At 32.5% G+C, this 15,916-nt stretch carries 15 protein-coding genes, 1 other RNA gene and 4 pseudogenes (1 of these 20 only partly in view); 3 read left to right on the top strand and 17 right to left on the bottom strand.

What is annotated here, in order from left to right:
- Positions 1-10: 10 nt before the first annotated feature.
- Positions 11-835, bottom strand: a complete 825-nt coding sequence (locus tag JCM7501_RS03575) for a Cof-type HAD-IIB family hydrolase (RefSeq protein ID WP_028992660.1) — start codon at positions 833-835, stop codon at positions 11-13.
- Between the two features lie 172 nt (positions 836-1,007).
- On the opposite strand from JCM7501_RS03575, the gene perR reads away from it, so the two are divergent.
- The gene (gene perR / locus JCM7501_RS03570) at positions 1,008-1,415 is read left to right on the top strand and encodes a transcriptional regulator PerR (protein WP_012995542.1); all 408 of its coding nucleotides are present in this window, start codon (positions 1,008-1,010) and stop codon (positions 1,413-1,415) included.
- A gap of 59 nt (positions 1,416-1,474) precedes the next feature.
- Here perR and JCM7501_RS03565 read toward each other — a convergent pair.
- From JCM7501_RS03565 to ssrS, 9 genes and pseudogenes are all read right to left on the bottom strand, one after another.
- Positions 1,475-2,942, bottom strand: a pseudogene (locus tag JCM7501_RS03565) (VanW family protein).
- 98 nt (positions 2,943-3,040) lie between these two features.
- Positions 3,041-3,681: pseudogene (gene nth, locus JCM7501_RS03560) on the bottom strand (endonuclease III).
- Positions 3,662-4,804: a tRNA epoxyqueuosine(34) reductase QueG gene (gene queG, locus JCM7501_RS03555; RefSeq protein WP_028992658.1), complete on the bottom strand. Its 1,143-nt coding sequence runs from the start codon at positions 4,802-4,804 to the stop codon at positions 3,662-3,664. The pseudogene nth and the gene queG overlap by 20 nt, the downstream one beginning before the upstream one ends.
- Positions 4,805-5,029: 225 nt before the next feature.
- Positions 5,030-5,257 (bottom strand): alpha/beta-type small acid-soluble spore protein, encoded by a 228-nt coding sequence (locus JCM7501_RS03550; protein ID WP_012995546.1) that lies wholly within the window; start codon positions 5,255-5,257, stop codon positions 5,030-5,032.
- An 83-nt stretch (positions 5,258-5,340) separates the two neighbouring features.
- A complete protein-coding gene (locus JCM7501_RS03545) occupies positions 5,341-5,529 on the bottom strand; it encodes a ferredoxin (protein WP_028992657.1) in 189 nt (62 codons plus the stop codon).
- Between the two features lie 122 nt (positions 5,530-5,651).
- A pseudogene (locus tag JCM7501_RS03540) lies at positions 5,652-6,307 on the bottom strand (iron dependent repressor).
- A 69-nt stretch (positions 6,308-6,376) separates the two neighbouring features.
- The gene (locus tag JCM7501_RS03535) at positions 6,377-7,717 is read right to left on the bottom strand and encodes a radical SAM protein (RefSeq protein ID WP_012995548.1); all 1,341 of its coding nucleotides are present in this window, start codon (positions 7,715-7,717) and stop codon (positions 6,377-6,379) included.
- A gap of 331 nt (positions 7,718-8,048) precedes the next feature.
- A pseudogene (locus JCM7501_RS03530) lies at positions 8,049-9,691 on the bottom strand (nucleoside kinase).
- A gap of 73 nt (positions 9,692-9,764) precedes the next feature.
- A non-coding RNA gene (gene ssrS / locus JCM7501_RS12530) (6S RNA) lies at positions 9,765-9,942 on the bottom strand.
- Between the two features lie 126 nt (positions 9,943-10,068).
- Between ssrS and JCM7501_RS03525 the strand changes: the two genes are divergently transcribed.
- On the top strand, positions 10,069-10,962 hold the full coding sequence (locus JCM7501_RS03525) for a radical SAM protein (protein WP_028992655.1): 894 nt from the start codon (positions 10,069-10,071) through the stop codon (positions 10,960-10,962).
- Here the strand turns inward: JCM7501_RS03525 and JCM7501_RS03520 are convergent.
- A complete protein-coding gene (locus tag JCM7501_RS03520) occupies positions 10,957-11,814 on the bottom strand; it encodes an RluA family pseudouridine synthase (protein WP_013150554.1) in 858 nt (285 codons plus the stop codon). The two genes, JCM7501_RS03525 and JCM7501_RS03520, sit on opposite strands and share 6 nt — an antisense overlap.
- Positions 11,815-11,901: 87 nt before the next feature.
- On the opposite strand from JCM7501_RS03520, the gene JCM7501_RS13940 reads away from it, so the two are divergent.
- Positions 11,902-12,060 (top strand): NUDIX domain-containing protein, encoded by a 159-nt coding sequence (locus JCM7501_RS13940; protein WP_256201084.1) that lies wholly within the window; start codon positions 11,902-11,904, stop codon positions 12,058-12,060.
- 291 nt (positions 12,061-12,351) lie between these two features.
- Here JCM7501_RS13940 and JCM7501_RS03510 read toward each other — a convergent pair whose 3' ends face one another.
- The 6 genes from JCM7501_RS03510 to JCM7501_RS03495 form a co-directional block, all read right to left on the bottom strand.
- Entirely contained in the window at positions 12,352-12,549 is a 198-nt protein-coding gene (locus JCM7501_RS03510; RefSeq protein ID WP_013150556.1) for a YgiT-type zinc finger protein, read from the bottom strand.
- A 384-nt stretch (positions 12,550-12,933) separates the two neighbouring features.
- Positions 12,934-14,265 carry a replication-associated recombination protein A gene (locus JCM7501_RS03505; RefSeq protein ID WP_028992654.1) on the bottom strand — a complete coding sequence of 444 codons (1,332 nt, stop codon included), beginning with the start codon at positions 14,263-14,265 and terminating at the stop codon, positions 12,934-12,936.
- 66 nt (positions 14,266-14,331) lie between these two features.
- On the bottom strand, positions 14,332-14,580 hold the full coding sequence (locus JCM7501_RS16465) for a hypothetical protein (protein ID WP_322785890.1): 249 nt from the start codon (positions 14,578-14,580) through the stop codon (positions 14,332-14,334).
- 50 nt (positions 14,581-14,630) lie between these two features.
- Entirely contained in the window at positions 14,631-14,945 is a 315-nt protein-coding gene (locus JCM7501_RS16460) for a glycerol-3-phosphate acyltransferase (protein WP_322785889.1), read from the bottom strand.
- Positions 14,946-14,976: 31 nt separating this feature from the next.
- Positions 14,977-15,141, bottom strand: coding sequence for a hypothetical protein (locus JCM7501_RS13120; RefSeq protein WP_173571574.1), 165 nt, complete (start codon positions 15,139-15,141; stop codon positions 14,977-14,979).
- Positions 15,142-15,192: 51 nt separating this feature from the next.
- Positions 15,193-15,916: the 3' portion of a patatin-like phospholipase family protein gene (locus tag JCM7501_RS03495; RefSeq protein ID WP_256201083.1), read on the bottom strand. It continues 431 nt past the right edge of the window; 724 of the gene's 1,155 nt are visible here — the last part of the coding sequence; its start codon lies beyond the right edge, outside the window — the gene reads right to left on this strand; it ends in the stop codon at positions 15,193-15,195.

Here is a 15,916-nt window from a genome sequence, read left to right as displayed (position 1 = left end):
TACTCCTTTCTTATGATTTCAATACAAACTTATCAATAACGTGCTTTACGCCATCCTCCATATTAGATTTCGTTATAAAGTCTGCTACTTTTTTGACCTCATCAATAGCATTTTCAACTGCAACACCTAAACCTGCAAATTTGATCATTTCTATATCGTTCTCACTATCTCCTATTGCTATCATTTCTTCTCTTTTTATTCCCAAATACTCTCCCAAAATCTCAAGTGCCCTTCCTTTGCTAACTCCTTTGTTCATAATTTCAACATTGTCTATATAGGAACTAGTTATGTGTATCGAGGCATTCTTTGACAATTCCCTCCTTATACTTTTTAATACTTCAACATCATCATTAAAAACTATGATTTTTAAAATACTATTTTTTAATTTGTTCAACTCTTTTAACGGCTCCTTTATCTCCTGGACATCCACTTTTAATTCTGTTTTAAATAGCTCATTCCATTCGGCATATCTTTGAAACTTATTTGTTATCTCAGGAGAAAACACTGTTTTCTCACTTATAAGCTGGAAATATGTATTGTACTTCTGGCATACTTTTACAATTTCCACCATGCTGTCATAATTTAGAATGTTTTCATAAATAGTGTTATTATCAGGGTCTCTTATCAAAGCACCATTGCTTGCAATTATGTAAGTTCTAAAGCCAATCATATCTGCGTAGGCATAAGCGGAAGCATAAACCCTTCCTGTAGATATTACTACATATACTCCCTTTTCCTGAGCTCTATGTAATGCTTCTATATTATCTTTAGATATAGTTTTATCATGTCTTAGAAGAGTATCATCCATATCTATAGCAATTAATTTATATTGCATCCCTTTCAACTCCTTATTTTATTGTGTTCAATTATATTATACATTATATCACTGTAAATTACCATATTGCCGATTTGTTCAAAACAATTGACATTATTAATGAATAGGGATATAATTAAAACATAAAATATTAAAAGAGAAATATTATCTTTTATGAAATGGAGTTGATATAATGGAGGAAGCTGCCGCCCTTTTAAAACAAAAAGGGCTTAAAGTAACACCTCAAAGATTAGCAATACTTAATCTGCTTAGAAACACAAAGGAACATCCTACAGCAGAAACTATATACAAAAAGCTTGCCTCTGATTTTCCCACAATGAGCTTAGCGACTGTATATAAAACATTGGAAATTTTGAAAAACATGGGATTAATACAAGAATTGAATGTAGGGGAAGGTAGCTTCAGATACGATGCTAACACCAATTCTCATCCCCATGTCGTCTGTATAAGTTGTGGCAAAGTAGAAGACCTCGATGAGTCTCTTCTAAAAGACGTTTTAGATGAAGTTAGTCAGTATACTGATTACAAACTCGTAGACCAAAAGCTCTATTTCTACGGTTATTGTCCGATCTGTCGCTAGAAACTTAATAATTAAATATCACCTCCATTTTCATTGATAAAAATGGAGGTGATATTATGTTAAGGCGAAGAAGTTTCTTCTTCTGAATTCTGTGGTGGCTCTGGATTAACTTGAGCATTATTTTCCTTTTCTGTCGGTGACTCTTGAGATTTTGAATTTTCTACTTTTTTAGTTCCTTTTTTAACTACTCCATCCACTGGCCTATACACATCTGTATATAAAAATTCTCTTTTAACCAATTTATTATTTTCATAAATCAAACGATATACATTGACTTTATAGCCAATATGAGGCTGTATCTCCACAACTTCTTCTCCTTGAGGTAGTTTCGGGTCATCTATATATTTTATTTTAGGTTCATATTTTTCAACAACCTCTGACTGAATATCTACCCATTTTGAAGGATTTTTCACATAGCCATATATGTTCATTACTAATTTGTTGCCTTCTATGTAGGATTCAATATAGATAGGATATTGAGTAGAATTTTTAAATTTTAAATCTAAAGCATTTCCAGAAATAGTAGCATCTTGCCCTGGTGGTACATAAGCTACTGGAAAACTGTGATGGTATCTCTCAGTAATTGTTATATCCGCCCTTAAAATTGCATTATACAGGGTTGTAGCAATTTGGCATACCCCTCCTCCTATATCCGGTACCAGTTTATTGCCTATTATTACAGGGGCTTCTTTGTAACCGTTTTGTATTATTCTCGGCCCTAAAGTTTTATTAAGAGAAAATGTCTCACCCGGCATAAGCAATGTACCGTTTACAGCTCTTGCCGCCACTAGTATATTCTCTGAACGGTTTGCATCTTGAAGATTAAATACAGTAGAAAAAGTGGAAATTCGTCCATTAATCATTTCTAGCATTGATTTTGTAATTTTTGCTTCAACTTTCTCAGCTACAATCTCTACTTCTGTCTTTTCTGTCTTTCCTTTTATTAACTCATTTATAAGTTGTTTTAGATTTTTTAAAGTTTTCTCTTTATTAACTTTTACCCCTTCTATATCTGGTGTAATTTGTTTTACTCCTCTTGTAATTTTTATTTTAGCATTAACCGGCTCTTTATCAATCTCTTGAGAAATTTTATCAACAAATTCTTTTAATTTATTTTCATCGTACTCGGGATAAAAATTAAGATATTTTCCTCTTTTTTCTGTTACATAAATTTCTCTTATTCTTTCAACAGGATTTCCTTCTCTACCTATTTTGTAAGCTTCTTCTACCATTTCTTGATAGTCATAAGACAAGTTCATATCTTTTGATGTGATAATAAAATCTTTGTCTTGATACTTAGCGATAACAGAAAAAGAAGGAATTTTTATCTTGTCTTTAAGAAAATTTACTGCTTCTTCTTTTGTCATTCCTCCTATCCCTATGTTATTTACAAAAATCCCTTTTACAATAAGATCAGAATTAATCATTAAATAAAAATACCCAAAAGAAAATGATAAAAAAACTGTCATCAGTAAAATAATTGCAATGTAAAAATAATTATTTTTTAGCACCGCCTTTCGCTTGCATTTGCTTCTCTCCTATTCCCCTTATTTTCTTACATCAGTATGATATTACAATTAACCCTCTAATACAATTAATAATTTCTTAAAAAGGTTACAAAAATATTAATTTTTTCTTTCCTTAAAATACAAGCACAGATGATTTACAGGACACTCATCACATTTAGCTTTCGCGCCATGCATAAATTTCTTCCGTGATGTATTAAAAGATGATGAGACAAAGACCATAAGTCTTTTGGTATTATTTCCATAAGCTGCTTTTCAGTTGCAAAAACATCTTTACTGTCCGCCAGACCTATGCGATTGGACACTCTAAAAACGTGAGTATCCACTGCTATGGCCTGTTTGGAAAAAGCATTGCTTAAAACTACATTGGCAGTCTTTCTACCAACCCCTGGCAATGTCATTAATTCCTCTAAAGTTTCAGGCACTTTGCTATCATATTTCTCCTTTAAAATTTTACACGTCTCCAATATGCTTTTTGATTTACTCCTATACAAACCACATTCCCTTATTTCCTCTTGCAGTTCTTCTGGAGTAAGTTTTAGAAAATCCTCCGGTGTTTTATACTTATTAAAAAGCCTGTCAGTAATTATATTAACTCTTTTATCTGTACATTGAGCTGATAAAATTGTGGCTATTAAAAGTTCAAACGGATTAGTAAATTTAAGCCCTGACTTAGCATTAGGATATGTTTCTTTTAATATTTCTATAACCTTTAAAGCTTCATCCTTTGTGATTCTCAATTTTATCCCCCTTTAATTTGTTTAATGCTTCTGTCATCATTTTCTTCGCCATTTCATCTTTTTCTCTAAGCAAGGCATTTTCTATTTCACTTAAAATTTCTTTGTCACACAAATTAGAAAGAGCCCATGCACTATATCCTCTCAAAAGAGGACTTTGGGATTTTAATAAGTTTTTTATGGGTTCTATACAATTTTTTTCCTTTGTATTTACACAAGAAATTATAGCATTTCTTATTATAATACTTTTCCCTCTCCAAGAGGAAGAAGTTGGCCCAAAAATTTCTTCAAATTCTTTTTTTGACATATTTAAAATTTCTATTAATTCGTGCCTTGGCAGTAACTTATCCGGTAGAAATTCAGGCCTTACAACCTTTTTTGCTCTTTTATTAAAAGGACATACCTGCTGGCAAGTATCGCAACCGTATATTCTTCTACCCATTTTCTTAGCCATTTTTTCATCTATTTTGCCTTTTTTAACTGTAATATACGATAAACATTTATTAGCATTTATTATATAAGGCTTAACTATAGCTTTGGTAGGACAAGCTTTTACACATAAATCACAATCTCCACATTTAGATTGTTTCGTTATATCCGACTCAAAATATTTGTTTATAAGTATTTCTCCTAAAAAAATATATGAACCATATTCGTCGTTTATTATAAGACCATTTTTGCCATACCAACCTATTCCAGCATGATAAGCGATTTCTCTTTCCAAAAGCGGGTTATTATCCACTAAACATATTGTTTCTACACCTTCACATTTTGATTTTATAAACTCGGAAAGTTTTTCCATCTTTTCTTTTAAAACTTTATGATAATCTATTCCCCAACTAGTTCTTGAAATTATACCAAAATTTCTACTGTAATTTTTAATCTCATATTTTACATTATATGATAAAGCTATGGCAATAATTGATTTCACTTCAGGCAAAATAAATTCAGGAGAAATTCTTTTTTGAATATCTCTCTCCTCAATAGAACAACTATATCCTAAGTTTTCTCTCTCCTTTAAAAAATTTTTATATTCTTTTAAACAATCTGGACTGGCAAAACCTATTAAGTCAATGCCAATTTGTCGTGCATAATTTTCTATTTCTTGCTTAGTTACACAACCCATAACTTATCCCCTTTATCTTCCCAAACAAATTAACATGTACTTATGATAGTCATAATTTATTCAGTAGTTTCAAAATATTTGGTTCAATATGCCTCTTTAACCTGTCAAAAGTTAATTTTTTTATAACAACACTATCTTTTTTAATAATAATTATTCGCCAACAAATCAATTTTTCCTCTTTTTACACAAAGAATAAATTTTGGCTGAAGGACTAGCTCCAGCCACTTAATCTTCATCATCAATTTTACCATCTCTTTTATCCATCTCTTTTTCTGCAAATTTTATCATTTTTCTTACCATGTTTCCTCCTATTTTGCCAACTTCTCTCGTAGTCATGTTTTCCCATCCTCGTTTTTCAACATCATCATCTAAATTAAGATCTTCAGCGACTTCTTGCTTTAAAGAATCCAACTCATCCTCAGCCTTAGGATATAGCTTTTTTCTTTTTCCCATAAGAACCCTCCACATTTCGTTTTATCAATATTTTCTCCAAACCTTTTTCTAAAAATGTATAAAAAAACCCGGAAAAATCCGGGTTATTCTTCTTTTATTGCCTCTGTAGGGCAAGAGCTCATTGCATCTTGCACACAATCCTCTAAATCAGCAGGAACTTCCTCTACGATCACATGAGATTTCCCTTCATCATTCCAATCAAAAACATCTGGGCACATGTCTATGCAAACCCCACAAGCTATGCATTCGTCTTGGTCGACATAAACTTTCATACCATTACCTCCTAATCTTTTTATGTAAAATTTTACACATACATTATATCATTAACCTTTTCTTGCTTCAATAGTTTTTAACTTTCTCTTTGAAAATATGCAAAAAAATAAGGCGTATAGCCTTACGCAATTGCAAGAAGTTCTCTTAAAAAGTTATTGAGTAAAGTAACATCTTGCGAATTCAGTTTATTTAAATTGATATAAAATTTTTGAATATTTTCAGCTAATTTCTTGTCTATATCGCTCTTTATTCTAGTGTACAACAAAACCCCTAATACTGCTCCTACAAATAAAACTAAAGAAGAAGAAGGATTAACAGAGGCCAGTAAATTTTCTATACTTTCTATGGATAGCTTCCCGCCATCCTAAGTTTTAGTAAAAATGCAGTAATAGCATAAGCACAAAATTCTATAGGCTTACTAGCTTGAAACATCTCATTTACTATTTCTTCAAGAGAATTAGGTTTACTATTTTTTACTTTTTTAATCAAAGTATTTTTCAGGGAATTCCATTCATCTTTATTAGCTTTTTTAAATATTTCATAGGCTTTTTCTGTTGGTAAAAATCTTAAAGTAGATCTTCCTTGGCTTTTTTCCTCTCCAAGGTAATACTCAGTTTTGACAAAATCGCCTTTCTCTAATTCCTTTAAAATATCATAAGCTGTCCATTTGCTAATTTTCATCGCCCGGGCAACATCCGTATAATGAACAGGTTCTCCTTTAGCATCATAAAGTTTAGTCAGTGTTTCTAAAAATTCCACCCTCCTATTTGTTAGCATTTCAACACCCCATTAAGTAGGACTATTAACTTATACTATTTAAATTTATAAGGAATCTTAGTATTTATGTCAAGCCTCTTTTTTCATTTCCATTTTTTTCTCCCAAATTTCATCGGCTACTTTACCCCAATTATCAGCAACCACTGTTAAATCATCGTAAAGGTTTTTGATATGAGAAGCTTCACTAGCTTCTGTGTGTTTAGCTCCTGACTCTTCTACTATTTCTAAAAGTTTTTCTGGGTTATCAATCAGTGGACAGGGTCTTAAGTGATTTTGATTAAAAGGCTGTCTCTTTCTATAAGCTTTCATAATAGGAGACTGCAGCGCTTCTTTCAGGCTCACCTCATTTATATTTACATTGGAATAATGGATAAAAGCACAAGGTTCAACCTCTCCCGCTGCATTTATGTGCAAATATCTTCTGCCTCCTGCAATACATCCACTGCTGAATTCACCGTCATTCCAGAAATCTATCGCGAAAAGCTCTTTTGTAGCTCTTATATAATTTATTCTCTCATACATATACTTCCTCTGTTCAGGTGTCACCATAAATTGGATGTCGGGGTCTCTGCCAACAGGAATATAAGTAAAATACCATGCAAAATATGCGCCTTTATCTATCATCATGTCTACAAACTCATCACTTGAAATTTCCTCTACATTTGTTCTTGTGTATGTAGCTGAATACCCAAAAAGAACTCCATTTTCTCTCATCAAGTCCATTGTTCTCATAATCTTATCAAAAGTACCTTCTCCACGTATTGCATCATTAGTCTCTCTCAAACCATTGATACTTACTGCAAAAGTAATATTTCCCACTCTTTTAACTTCCCTTATCATATCTTCGTCAATTAAAGTTCCATTAGTAAATAAATGGAAAACTTGGTTTTTATGCCTTTCAGCAAGCTTTATAATGTCTTTCATTCTAACAGTAGGCTCTCCACCTGATAAAACTATAAAATATATACCTAACTCTTCTGCTTCTGTACATACTCTATCCATCACTTCAAAGGAGAGATTATGGGGTTTGTACTGTCCTGCCCAACAACCAGCACATCTTAGATTACAAGCCTCTGTTGGATCCATTAAAATTGCCCATGGTACAGAAACACCTAACTTTTCCTCCCACTCTTGCTGCTTAGGAATACCTTTTAAACTAGCATTTACCAAGAAATTAACTACCAACGTCTTTAAAATATTTTTATCAATATTTTTAAGTCCTTTCACTGTAAATTTGTACCAGTTGCTCTCCTTGTCATTTAAAAATCTTCTCACGCTTTCTATCTGTTGTTTATGCCGTGGCATTATTGCAATCTTTGACATGATATTAGCTAACGTGTCCAAATTCTTTTCTGGGTTTTTATCCACATAGTTAATAATGGTACTGACAAGCGGGTCAATCACATTCATAAAAACTCCTCCTCTACTTGATTTTATTTTTATCCCAAAACATCAAATTAACCCAAAAAACCCAAATTCCATTTTAGCAATATTGTACCATTTAAAAAACAATATTTCAAGTATATTTTATGCTTACAAGTGTTATTTTATTTACCTAATTGCAAATCTTCTCCAAAAACTCTTATTATTTTCTTCTCTAAATTGCAAACAAGAGTTACAATTGTGACAAAAATTCCGTTTGTCGCTAAAGAAATGTAAGGACCTCTGGTTCCTTAAATATTCCTTCTTTTTTGTAAAAATTCTACAAAACAAAAGAGGAATCCATTGAGGATTCCCAAACTTAAACATCAAGGCAACTGCCGCCTATAAATTCTCTTATGATAGAATTAGGTGGTATTGCCAATTCATCTTCTAATGGAAGGAAATAGCTTAAAAACTCTAATATTTCTTTAGCGATTGAATAAGCGGGATTGTTTTGGGAAACATTTTTAAGTAGCGGTTCTGCATATTTTTTTAATACAGGCAACTCATAAGGTAAAAAAGAATTAAACATGACGTCCGCCTGTTCTTGATAAGGGAAAATCCATTTTTCTTCTCCTCTTCTGACCATAGGCACATGTTTATAGTCTCTGCAGCATCGCTGGACCGGAATTGGCTATCTCTCACTATGCGTCGTATCAACCTCGTTTGAGTAGTAGGTATTCTGTTGTGCTCGTCAAGATTTAATTGCGTAATAGCACTTACATATATTTTGTATTTATTATCTTTGGGTATTTGCAATGTCAATTTTTCGTTTAAACCATGTATACCTTCTATTAAAATAATTTGGTTTTTATCAAGTTTTACTTTTTTTCCCTCTGGTTCTCTTTGTCCTGTTTTAAAATTAAAAATAGGCATTTCCACTTCTTCACCCTGTATAAGTTTTATTAAATGCTCATTAAAAAGTGGTAAATCTAGTGCATCAATTGATTCAAAGTCATAATTTCCAAACTCATCTTTTGGAGTTAGTTCTCTTGGAACAAAGTAATTGTCTAATGATATTGGAAAAGGGTTTTGACCATTTGCTCTCAGTTGAACACTTAATCTATGAATAAAAGAAGTTTTGCCTGAAGAAGAAGGTCCCGCAATTAAAACTACTTTTATCATTTTGTTTGAAGTTATATAATCCGCAATTTTTGCTATTTTTTTCTCATGAAAAGCTTCAGAAACCAATATTAAATCTCTACCTTTTCCCTCTCTTATCATATCGTTTAAAGAAGAAACATAGCTTATGTTTAAAATACTTGCCCAATCTTCTGCTTCTTTAAAAATAGAAGCAAGTTTAGGAACATCTACAAATACAGGCAATGAACGAGGATTATACACATCTGGAGCAATTAAAATAACACCCGGGAAATAAAATCGTATATCAAATACTTTTAAATAACCTGTAGAAGGTACACAAGGGCTGTAGAAAAAATCTACTGTCCCATCACAATAATAAACGGGAATCTTCTCTTTGTTAGTATCTTTAAACAATCTTACTTTCTCAGTTAGTCCTTCCTTTTCAAATAATTTTATTGCCTCTTCTTTGGGTAACATTTTTCTTTCTATTTTGAAATCTTTTTCTATTATTTCTTCCATCCGCTTTTTAATCATTGAAACAATTCTATTATTTAAAGAGTAACCATGTATTTCACAGTATAGCCCTTTACCTAGCGAATGTTCTATAGTTACAGTAGCGCCAGGAAGTAGCTCTTTTACAGCTTTAATAAAAACAAAAGTTAAACTCCTTCTGTAAATCCTCGTACCTTCCTCAATCGTTGTATCTACAAATTCCACTGTGCTATCCTTTGAAACTGTGCAGTTTAAATCTTTTAGCTCATTATCCACTTTTGCAGCTACTATTATCCCATTGTAAACATGCTCAAAATCTTTGGCAATATCCTCTAATTTTGTCCCTTCTGGGTATTCATAGATATTACCTTCAATGGCAATTTTCATAAAAATCACCTCAACAAAATTATACATCAATACAAGAAAAAATTAAAAGCTCCTGCCAATACAGGAGCTACAAACTTATCCCACGAAGCCGTAAGGCTATGTTTTCATACCCGCTCTCGCAGGTGGGTACCCTGTCACCAGCTTCTGAAGTCCTATCTTAGCAGGCATTTCTTCCACTGGTGAACCCGGATTCCCGAAAAAGGTGCGTTGGTTGAAAACAAATTAGCCTAATACAAACTTCCCAGGACTTTATTGTTTTTCGTTTTCAATTATAGTTTACGACAAATACTTTTTAATTTCAAGTGTAAAATGTGGAAAATATCAAGCTTTATACAAAAAAATAAAGAGTGATATAATATTTGGTGGAGGGAAATTCTATGGAATCAATAAGAAAATGTAATATATGTCCAAGAAACTGCAACGTAGATAGGTCGAAGTCAAAGGGATTCTGCAACATGCCTTGGCAGGTAAAAGTAGCAAAAGCATATCTACATCATTGGGAAGAGCTTTTTATAAGTGGTACGAGAGGCTCTGGAACAGTTTTTTTTAGTGGTTGCAATCTAAAGTGTGTTTTTTGTCAAAATTACGAAATAAGTCAATATCAATTTGGAAAGTTTATATCTGTTGAGGAGTTAGCTCAAATTTTTTTAAACTTGCAAAAACAAGGAGCTCATAATATAAACCTTGTTACTCCTACAATTCATGTCTTCTCAATAAAAGAAGCAATTTTATTAGCAAAAAGGCAAGGGCTTCATATACCTATAGTATATAATACAAACGCCTATGAAAATGTAGAAACTTTAAAAATGTTGGAAGGACTAATTGACATATATCTTCCTGACCTTAAGTATTCCGATGACACTCTTGCAAAAAAATATTCTAAAGCCCCTAATTATTTTGAGCATGCAACAAAAGCAATATTAGAAATGTACAGACAGGTAGGAATACCTCAATTTGATGAAGAAGGAATATTAAAAAAAGGTTTAGTAATAAGACATCTCATAATGCCAGGTCGCGTAGAGGACACTAAAAAAATTCTCTTGTGGATTAAAGAAAACCTCCCAAAAGAAATATATGTAAGCTTAATGAGTCAATATACCCCTTATTATCAAGCCCAAAAGTATCCAGAAATAAATAGAAAAATCACTCCTAAAGAATATGATGAAGCCATAAATTTTTTCTTTGATATCGGCCTTGAAAATGGACTAATTCAAGAAATGGAAAGCGCCAGTGAAGACTACATTCCCGATTTTGACTTGGAAGGATTATAATAATTTTAGCAAATGTTGCATATCTTGTGGCAAAGGTGAATAAACAGAAATGCTTTTTTCCTCTAAAGGGTGTACAAAAGTAAGTCTATATGCATGCAATGCTTGCCTTTTAATATAATCATCAGAAGAACCGTACAATGTATCTCCTACAATAGGATGTCCAATATGGCTCAAATGTACCCTTATTTGATGAGTTCTTCCAGTTTCAATTTTTACCTTTAATAGAGAAAACCTTTCACTGCTTTTTACCACTTTGTAGTTGGTAATAGCTCTATCTCCTTCCTCGGATACCATTCTTTCAATTCCACTTTGTGGTTTTCTAGATATGGGAAGGTTAATTCGACCTTCCCCTTCCATTTTTCCTTCTACTACCGCAAAATAAAGCTTACTCATAGGCTTTACAATTTGAAGATAATACTGCATAAAAGGAAGTTTAGCAAATACAACCAGTCCCGACGTGCCTCTATCTAAACGATTGACCGGGCGGATTAAAGCCTTTAATCCTTTATCCTTAAAATACCAAGCAACTCCATTGGCAAGTGTTCCGCTCTGATATCCTTTGGTAGGATGAACAACCATATTAGCAGGTTTATTGACTATTAAAATTTCCTCATCTTCGTAACATATATCCAAATCCAACTTTTCCGGAGCAATATTCGAATCATTTTCAGGAAGTATTAAATCAATCACATCTCCCGGTTGTAAGATTCTTTTCACATTTGATTTTATGCCATTTACCAATATCTCTCCTTGCCACTTATAAATTCTAATAAGTCTTTTAGAAAAACCTCTGTTCCTCAAAAAGTTTTCTAATATAACGCCTTTTTCATTTTCTCCAACAACTAATCTCATCTTATTATCACCATTCTCTAATTTATAATGTGAGAAATTTATGTGGTATAATCAATTTATAAATAAAATAAGGTGGTTGGTGACTTTATGAAACAAATAATTGTAGGAGTAGGGGGCATAGTTATAAAAGATGGCAAAGTTTTATTGGTAAGGCATACTTATGGTCAATTTAAAGGCAAATGGATAATACCCGGCGGTCATGTGGAAGCCGGTGAAAACATAGACGATGCAGTCTTAGTGAAATAAAAGAAGAAACTTTGATAGAGGCTCGCGTAAAAACATTATCTCTATAAGAAGTATACTCCTGCCAGATAACAATTCGGAAATATACATTGTTTTTCTTTTAGACTACGTTTCAGGTACACCTACTCCCGATGGAATAGAAAATGACTCTGCAGATTTTTTAGACATAGATGAAGTTATAAAAAATGAAAATGTAGTATACCTTTCCCGCTATTTAATTAAAAAGGTATTGATCTACAATTATAATAAATTGTCTCCCGACCCTTTTTATCCTTTGATAATTTAAATTATAAACTATTTTGTTGAAATGTATTCGTACTTATCTTTATTTTTAAAAGCCTCATCAAGCACATCTGTATCATAATAAATTGCACCACATTTTTGACAAACATATGCTGGTACATCTTTAATTATAATAGTTTTTTTCCCTCTTGCCACCTTATACTCTACATTTTTTATCTCTATTTTACCTCCACAAAAGCATTTTTCCATTTGCTCCACTCCCTAATGTCACTTGCGAATTGATAAAAAATTATCTACTTGATTATATCATAAATTTCGACACAAATCGATTAAAAGTTAAGCAAAAATTTTACCCAAAATGTTTAAAGACGTAGAGTCCCCTTGCAGTGCGTATTCTGAGAGACTCTTATAATTTGTAGCCATTCTATTATGTCTTTCATATTATAAAAGTAGAAGTCAGCCTAAAAAAGGAGGTAAGTTTATGCCTGACAAACACAAACATCATGAAAACCACTGGATTTGGATTATAATAATTATTTTGATAATCTTACTATTTGTACCCGGCATAATCATATTTGAAGAGCCTAAAAATACTGTTTAAGAAAAAGGGGCATTTGCCCCTTTTCTTAATAATTATTTTTTTCTCTTTTTTAAGTTGTTAATTTGCTCTAATCTCTCTTGTATGTCCTTCTCAAAACCAGAATCCGTAGGTACATAGTATTTTCTGTCTTTAAGATTATCCGGTAGACATTGCATATCAGTTACTTTCTCTTCAAAGTCGTGAGCATACTTATATCCTTTCCCATATCCTAATTCTTTCATAAGCTTTGTTGGAGCATTTCTTAAATGCATAGGCACACTTTCAGCAATTGTCTCTTCTGCATCTTTCTTAGCTTTATTATATGCCATGTATACCGCATTAGATTTAGGAGCTAACGCTAAATATATCGCCACCTGTGCAAGATTTACACTACATTCAGGCATTCCAATATAATGGCAAGCATTATAGGCTGCAACAGCCATTTCAAGAGCTTGAGGATCTGCTAAGCCAATATCTTCAGAAGCAAATCGTATCATCCTTCTCGCAATATAAAGAGGGTCTTCTCCGGCTTCTAACATCCTTGCAAGCCAATACACTGCTGCATCCCAATCGCTATTTCTTAAAGATTTATGAAAAGCAGATATTAAATTATAGTGTTCTTCTCCTTGTTTATCATATAGCAAAGTCTTCTTTTGCATTGCATCAGCTAATATATCATCTGTGACAATTCTTCTCCCTTCAGTTACCTTAGCCCCCATAACCGCAATTTCTAATGTGTTTAAAGCAACCCTTGCATCACCATTTGCAAAAAGCGCAATTCTTTTGAGCTGTTCTTCTGTTATACCAATTTTGTACATACCCAATCCATTTTGCTCATCTTTTAACGCTCTTTTAAGCAGTATAAGTAAATCTTCTTCTGTAAGAGGTTTCATGACAAAAACTTTAGAACGAGACAGAAGGGCTGAATTTACCTCAAAAGAGGGATTTTCTGTAGTTGCACCAATTAATATTATATTTCCCTTTTCTACATGAGGTAAAAAAGCATCCTGCTGAGCTTTATTAAAGCGATGAATTTCATCAATAAATACAACAGTTCTAGTTCCATGCATAGCATCCAATTCAGCTTTTGCCATTATCTCCTTTATCTCTTTGATTCCTGATAAAACAGCACTAAAAGTGACAAATTTAGAATTTGTCATATTAGCTATAATCATAGCAAGGGTAGTTTTACCTACCCCTGGCGGCCCCCATAAAATCATTGAAGTAATATTATCTTTTTCAATTAATTCTCTTAGTAACTTCCCTTTACCTAAAAGATGTTCTTGACCTACAAACTCATCTAAAGTTCTAGGTCTCATTCTATCGGCTAAAGGTTTATTTTTCCTCACTTCATTATCAAATATAGATGCTTGTTTGTATTCCATATTTTCTCACCATTTAAGTTTTATTTTTGTACTTTCTCTTTTCTAATCTTACAATCGGACCTGGCTTCAAAACTTTTGTACCGTTTTGGCTTTTAAAATAACATTCATATCTTTCTTTCTTTTATATAAAAGCACAGCAAAGTTGAGGATCCATAGTAAAAGTAAATAACTTTCAATACTACTCAAAAACAACAATCCACCTAAAATGCAAAAACCCACAAGGTCTAATACAGCATCTATTTCAGGTATAGAAGGCTTTCCTTTATTATACACTCTTTCCCCTAATTTTAAAATTCCAAGGATCACAGCGTACATAAATGAAGCTTTAAAACGAGTAATTGCACTCCACACTCCAAAAGTAGTAGCTAATGCTTTCCACCTCTAAATTTCAAAAATGGTGAAAAAGCATGTCCTAAAATAGGTGCTATTGCAACAATTGCAATGGCATTTCCTGCAATATACTCTTTTTCAAAGAAATACACAAGTGGAAAGTAGCCTTTCATGAAATCAAAAGTAGCGCCGATAACACCCATTTTAAAGCCAGCTGCATGGCCAAGATTAAAGGCTCCAGGATTTCCATCCCGTACTTCCTCTAATCTTTTACCTACCATGAGACCTATCCAATAAGAAAACATCAAAGAGCCACAACCGAACTCTATAATACTAAGTAAAATAATCATACATTATTCCTTCTCCCTACACTAAAAGCCATCAAACTATTAAAAAAGCAGTTTCAAATTTCAAAGTGTTTGCACTCAAAATTGCTCCTTTGCTAAATCCAGGTATTTTACCTGTAACTCCATAAGGAAACCTCCTAAAAGAGACAAGGTCATATTTCTTTGCTTTCATAATATCACACAAGAAAATGATTATCAACCTCTCTATCTCTATTTTATCTGTCCTCCAATTAAGCAGTATTACAGTAAGTTAGCCAAAAATAACTTTCCCGACTTCCTTCATAACTTCATTTTTAGTAAATATAGAAAGCACATCTATCTTTTTAATTACCTTTTCTATTATTTCTTTTATTTCTTCTTTATCTTCCTCAACTACTTCTTTGTCACAATTAATTTTCTCCCTTACAGCGCTAATTAGCTTTTCGTAGGTATAAACCCTAAATCTCTCTATTTCATAAATCTCCGCCAGGTTTTCTAAAAGAGTCAAAAATATTTCATCGTAATCGGCATCAACTTTCAAATCCAATAAGGAGCACAATTTAGGGATAATAACTTCAAACAAAGCTCTCTTTGCTGGAATTTCTTTATTTACTCTAAAGATATCCTTTAAATTTTCAATTCTTCTTTCCTCTAAATTCATAAGGTAGCGGATAAAATATTCCTTATCCCCTTTCGGCTCGATATAATACTTATCTCCCTTTAGTCCTTTTAAAGCCTTTAAACCATCAAAGTATCCTAATTTAAGGTTATCCCTTACGACGTTTTTATCAAAATCCAAAATCCCTCCTAAATCTTCCTTTGGAGAAATAACTAATGTATTTAAACCTCTAAAATCAATTTTTTTCACTATGCCAAAACTGCCAGTCCTTATGATTATCAAATCTTTATAGCCTTTTTTTATTAGTAAATCAGCCGGAAGATTGTTGTATACTCCTCCATCCAGATAAGTTTTTCCATCAATTTTCTCTCTTTTA

The sequence above is a fragment of the Thermoanaerobacter thermocopriae JCM 7501 genome, from assembly GCF_001310975.1.
GTDB lineage: Bacteria > Bacillota > Thermoanaerobacteria > Thermoanaerobacterales > Thermoanaerobacteraceae > Thermoanaerobacter > Thermoanaerobacter thermocopriae.
Note: the sequence above shows the minus strand (reverse complement) of the source record. Positions and strands in the feature narration are given on the sequence as shown.

Coding starts and splice junctions, on each gene's coding strand:
- JCM7501_RS03520 (WP_013150554.1), bottom strand. CDS start 11,814: ATGAGATTAGTTGTTGGAGAAAATGAAAAAGGCGTTATATTAGAAAAC.
- JCM7501_RS16460 (WP_322785889.1), bottom strand. CDS start 14,945: ATGATTATTTTACTTAGTATTATAGAGTTCGGTTGTGGCTCTTTGATG.
- JCM7501_RS03535 (WP_012995548.1), bottom strand. CDS start 7,717: ATGAATGTGATTGACCCGCTTGTCAGTACCATTATTAACTATGTGGAT.
- JCM7501_RS03575 (WP_028992660.1), bottom strand. CDS start 835: ATGCAATATAAATTAATTGCTATAGATATGGATGATACTCTTCTAAGA.
- JCM7501_RS03525 (WP_028992655.1), top strand. CDS start 10,069: ATGGAATCAATAAGAAAATGTAATATATGTCCAAGAAACTGCAACGTA.
- JCM7501_RS13940 (WP_256201084.1), top strand. CDS start 11,902: ATGAAACAAATAATTGTAGGAGTAGGGGGCATAGTTATAAAAGATGGC.
- JCM7501_RS16465 (WP_322785890.1), bottom strand. CDS start 14,580: ATGTACGCTGTGATCCTTGGAATTTTAAAATTAGGGGAAAGAGTGTAT.
- perR (WP_012995542.1), top strand. CDS start 1,008: ATGGAGGAAGCTGCCGCCCTTTTAAAACAAAAAGGGCTTAAAGTAACA.
- JCM7501_RS03550 (WP_012995546.1), bottom strand. CDS start 5,257: ATGGGAAAAAGAAAAAAGCTATATCCTAAGGCTGAGGATGAGTTGGAT.
- JCM7501_RS03505 (WP_028992654.1), bottom strand. CDS start 14,265: ATGGAATACAAACAAGCATCTATATTTGATAATGAAGTGAGGAAAAAT.
- JCM7501_RS03510 (WP_013150556.1), bottom strand. CDS start 12,549: ATGGAAAAATGCTTTTGTGGAGGTAAAATAGAGATAAAAAATGTAGAG.
- JCM7501_RS03545 (WP_028992657.1), bottom strand. CDS start 5,529: ATGAAAGTTTATGTCGACCAAGACGAATGCATAGCTTGTGGGGTTTGC.
- queG (WP_028992658.1), bottom strand. CDS start 4,804: ATGGGTTGTGTAACTAAGCAAGAAATAGAAAATTATGCACGACAAATT.